Raw genomic sequence first — 4,481 nt, 5'->3', positions numbered from 1 at the left:
GGTCTGGACCCCTCGGCCTACTCGACCAAGGCGGCGCTGCTCGACGCGATCAACGGAAGGACCACACCATGACCGGAGCCGTGACCCGAGGCCGACGCCGCCCGCTGTCCTGGGCCGACCTCACCCCTCGGGAGAAGATGTCGCTCCGCACGTCCATCCATGAGGCGGGCCATGCGGTGGCCGGAACCGTGGTCGGCGGGCGCATCCGCTCCGCCGCCCTGTCGGACAGTCGGGTGACCGGCGTCCATGGCCTCACCAGCTACGAGACGGTGCCCGAAGGCACCTGGCCCGCCGTGCTGTTCGCGGGTCCGTGGTCCGAGGCCCGATGGATGGCCGGTCGGCGTCCCACGCCCGCCCTGCTCAGCGCGATCCTGGGCGGCTCCGGCTACCGGGACCACAACGCGCTGTGCGCGGCGGCGGCGGCTGACGTCTGGACCGACGCCACCAGCGAGGCCCGGCTGACCGTGCCGCCGCTGATGGAGATGACGTGGGACGCGGTGGTGTCCGTGGCCAAGGTGATCCACAAGACCGGCGAGGCCCGACACGAGCATGTACTCGCCGCCCTCGGCATTGACGACGGCGGCGGGCCGGGCAGCGTCCAGCTGGCCAACCTCCGAGCCCGACTGCGCCGTGTTCCTGCCTTGACCACCTGAACCGCTCCCACAACCACGTAGGTCGCCTCACCACCCCAACACCAGAGGAGACCCCAAAACATGACGACACCGACCAGAACCACCGCGTTCCTGAGCGACTACTGCCCCCAGTGCAACCCGCTCGACTACTGCGCCCCGCGTGACATGCGGATGGCCAGCCTGACTGATCCGGTCTCGGTCAGCTGGCCCGGTGGACGGTATGCGGTCTGCCGGTACCGCTGCCGCCGTGGCCACCGCTGGGTGCGCCGTGACCTCTGGACCGCTCGGGAGGCCGGGTTCGACACCAGGCGGGGGAAGATGGCCGCGTGACCACCATCGCCACCTCGACCGCCGCCCGCGCCGCCAGAGTGGCGCGTGACCGGGTACGCCCGGCCAGCCCCGCCGACCTGGCGCGGCGGCTGGACCCGAGGTTCGTCGTCACGCCGACGATCCGCCTGCTGAGCGACATCGCCGTCCGGTCGGTGGACCAGCCCGACGAGCGGGACATCGTGACCACGCCGCCCCGCACCGGCAAGAGCCGCCTCCTGGCGGTGTGGACTGTCGTGTGGGCGCTGGCGCGCAACCCTGACCTCCAGGTGGTCCTGGTGTCCTACTCCGACGAGCTGGCCCAGGCTCACTCCCGCGAGGCGCGGCGGCTGATCAATGAACACGCCGACTACCTCGGCATCCGGCTCAGCGCCGACAAGACCGCAGTAGGTCGGTGGCGGGTGGACGGCCACGAGGGCGGGCTGCTCGCCACCGGCATCAACTCCGGCGTGACGGGCTTCGGAGCCGACCTGCTCGTCGTGGACGATCCCGTCAAGGACGCCCAGGAGGCCGACTCCGCCGCCCACCGCAAGCGCGTGATCACCGAGTACCGGAGCACCCTGGCCACCCGTGTCCACCCTGGCGGGTCGGTGCTGCTGGTGATGACCAGGTGGCATGAACGCGACCTAGCGGGCGAACTGCTGGACAGCGAGCCCGACGTCTGGACCCACACCAACGTCCCCGCTGTGGCCGAGGCGGGCGTGCCCGACGCCCTGGGCCGGACACCGGGCGCGGCGATGACCTCGGCGCTGGGGTTCACGGCGGACCATTTCGCCGCCGCCCGGCGGACCTCCGGCGAACGGGCCTGGTACGCGCTGTACGCGGGCGTCCCGAGCGCGCCGGAGGGCGGTCTGGTCAAACGGGAATGGCTCGACACGTGGCGGCTCCCCAGCGCCCCGCTGCGCCCCGTTCAGACCGTCGTCGGGGTAGACCCCTCCGACAGCGGCTCGGGCGACGCCTGCGGCGTTGTGGCGGCGAGCATCACAGGTGAGGGCGTGGTGGCGGTGATCGCCGACCAGTCCGCGCCGATGACGAGCGACCAATGGGCCAGGGCCGCAGTCGATCTGGCGGTGGACGTCGGCGCGTCGGAGATCGCGGTGGAGGGCTACGCGGCTCGGGAGACGTACCGCCGGGTGGTGAACGACGCCCTCAAGCGCGCCAAGCTGGACCGGCCCATCAAGGTCACCACCTGGCCACCCAAGGGCAGAGGGCGCGGTCACGGGGACGCCGTGGCCCGGTCGGCGGCGCTGCTCCAAGGGCTGGAGGTCGGCACCTGCCGGATCGCGGGTCACCTTCCCGAGCTGGAGCAGGCGGCGGTCACCTGGCAGGCGGGCCAGCACCAGCCCGACGCGCTGGCGGCGGTGGTGGTCGCGCACGACGTCCTGGTCCACTCCGCCGGTCACCAGGTCCACTTCGTCAGCCCGCTCGACGTCGAGCGGCGGGCGCGGCGGGGCGAGCTACCGCCGCCACCCGCGTGGATGCGGCGGAAGATCGGGCGCTGACCAGAAGGCACGGCGCGTCGAACCATCGAACGCATGTCCGATGTGCTGTCATGGATTTTGAGGGCCTCGGCGGTGAGCGCCCCTCGTGATCGTGGGAGGGCTGCGGTGGCCGCTCGCGGGTGGGGACCGTGGACGCAGATCAAGCTGGACGCGCTTGAGGACTACCTCAGCGCATTCACCAAGGCGTCGCAGCGGGCGCGCGGCACCGTGTACCTCGACCTGTTCGCCGGAGCGTTCTCCAACACCGACCGACTGACCGGCGCGCCGATCATGGGCTCTCCGTACCGCGCCCTGAGCGTCACGCCCCCGTTCAGCAAGGTCTATGGCTTTGAGCTGCAAGAGCGAACGGCGAAGCAGCTTGAAGCGAAGTTGCGCGGCGAGTTCCCTGATCGTGACATCGCCGTCCGACCGGGCGACTGCAACGTCACCACACCCCAGGTGCTCAACGGCATGGACGTCTACTGGCGCAAGAAGCCGACGTTCGCGATGATCGACCAGTTCATGGCCGAGGTGCACTGGGACACCATCCGCGCCCTGGCTCGGCACCGGCTACGCTCCGCGCCGAATCGGCCCCTGCGGAAGACCGAGCTGTGGCTGTACTTCGGCGACTCGTTCATCCCGCGCGGGCTGGGATCAAAGAAACCCGGCGAGGCTGAAGCCATCGCCGCTCGGGTGGACCGTATGTACGGGAATCCCAAATGGCGCTACATCAAACAGGCCCGCGACGACGGCCTGATCACCGGCAAGACCTTGAAGGCCGAGCTGGTCAACCTGATGCGCTGGCAACTCGAAAACGAACTCGGCTACGCCGTCACGGTGCCGCTGGAGTTCATCAACGAGCGCGGCGGTGGGCTCTACACCGTCATCTTCGCCACCGACCACCCGGTGGGCGAGAAGATCATGCGGCACATCTTCAAGGCATCGACCGGGGCTCTGGATCGGATGGTCAAGCTGAGGAAGGCGCGCGACGTGCTGACCCGTGCGGACAAGCTCGGTCAGGCCACAGGCCAGGGCGGTCTGTTCGACCTGACGCCGGACGAGGCGATCGGCAAAGCCGAGACGACCACCGAAATCGAGCTACTGGGACCGCCCCAGGTGCCGGACTTCTACGGCTACGACGAGACCGGTCACTAGACCAGCGCCGACGTCGGCATCTCGTCCCAGTGACGACCATCGAGGTCGCGGCCCAGGGCTTTGGGAGTTCGACCACCCCATTGCTTGAAGAAGAACGCGACGTCAGCGGCCTGGCACCCATCACGGATTTCGCGAACCCAGCTAGCGTCGATTGATCGGTTGTTCGGACCCGATTCGCCACCGGCAATGACCCAGTGGATGCCGTCGAGGTTAAGGCCGGTGAGCGGGCCAAGTAGCGGCTCGCAGGACAAGAACCGAACGGCGGCGGGCACCGCGCGCAGGTGATCGACCCGCGGCAAGACGGCGGCGTTCTCGACGGAGACCCCCATCCACAGGTTGCTTGGCCAGTCGAGCTTGTCGGCCACCCGACGAAGCCGGAGGCTGCGTTTCGTGAGTACCTGGTAGGTGTGCTGCGGGGTGTCTCGGCAGACGTCGAAGACGTCGCGGATGAAGTCGAGCGGCACCCGCGCATGGAACAGGTCGCTCATCGAGTTGACGAACACCACGCGCGGCGTGCGCCAGCGCAGCGGCTCATCTAGGGCCTGAGGATGGACAGTTATGTCGAAGCCGGGGCCGGATGTCCTCGGGTCACCATCGTTCTGGTACTTGGCCGACCCCATCGCCTTCAGGCGCTTGGCCAACGTCATCGCGTAGCAGTGGTCGCAACCTGCGGAAACTCGGTCACAGCCAGTCACGGGGTTCCAGGTGGCCTCGGTCCACTCGATTGCAGATCGGTCTGCCATCAGTTCACACTAACCTCACTAGTAACTCGAACGCGTGTTCGATCATCGTAGTGTTCGCAGCTTAAACCGAAGTTACGACGGGTTCTGACTGGGGATTAGTGTTCTGAGCTGGCGATATGGGCTGCTGTCTCGTCCTGATGTGT

At 68.5% G+C, this 4,481-nt stretch carries 5 protein-coding genes; 4 read left to right on the top strand and 1 reads right to left on the bottom strand.

What is annotated here, in order from left to right; all coding sequences use genetic code 11:
• From BST40_RS27365 to tcmP, 4 genes are all read left to right on the top strand, one after another.
• Positions 1 to 653, top strand: a 653-nt coding sequence (locus tag BST40_RS27365; RefSeq protein ID WP_244174514.1) for a hypothetical protein, incomplete at its 5' end; no start/stop codon positions are given.
• Between the two features lie 60 nt (positions 654 to 713).
• A complete protein-coding gene (locus BST40_RS27360) occupies positions 714 to 962 on the top strand; it encodes a hypothetical protein (protein ID WP_083156458.1) in 249 nt (82 codons plus the stop codon).
• On the top strand, positions 959 to 2,461 hold the full coding sequence (locus BST40_RS27355) for a terminase large subunit domain-containing protein (RefSeq protein WP_083156457.1): 1,503 nt from the start codon (positions 959 to 961) through the stop codon (positions 2,459 to 2,461). Before BST40_RS27360 ends, BST40_RS27355 begins: the two co-directional genes overlap by 4 nt.
• 105 nt (positions 2,462 to 2,566) lie before the next feature.
• A complete protein-coding gene (gene tcmP, locus BST40_RS27350) occupies positions 2,567 to 3,595 on the top strand; it encodes a three-Cys-motif partner protein TcmP (protein WP_158084048.1) in 1,029 nt (342 codons plus the stop codon).
• On the opposite strand, the gene BST40_RS27345 is transcribed toward tcmP, so the two are convergent.
• Complete coding sequence (locus BST40_RS27345; RefSeq protein WP_083156454.1) at positions 3,592 to 4,338, bottom strand: DUF5131 family protein; 747 nt, start codon at positions 4,336 to 4,338, stop codon at positions 3,592 to 3,594. The two genes, tcmP and BST40_RS27345, sit on opposite strands and share 4 nt — an antisense overlap.
• Positions 4,339 to 4,481: the final 143 nt, after the last annotated feature.

The organism is Mycobacterium persicum (assembly GCF_002086675.1).
GTDB classification, from domain to species: domain Bacteria; phylum Actinomycetota; class Actinomycetes; order Mycobacteriales; family Mycobacteriaceae; genus Mycobacterium; species Mycobacterium persicum.
This window is presented reverse-complemented; position numbering and strand designations above follow the sequence as displayed.

Bases quoted from the DNA above. Each gene is read 5' to 3' on its own strand.
- BST40_RS27360 (WP_083156458.1), top strand. From the start codon at position 714: ATGACGACACCGACCAGAACCACCGCGTTCCTGAGCGACTACTGCCCC.
- BST40_RS27345 (WP_083156454.1), bottom strand. From the start codon at position 4,338: ATGGCAGACCGATCTGCAATCGAGTGGACCGAGGCCACCTGGAACCCC.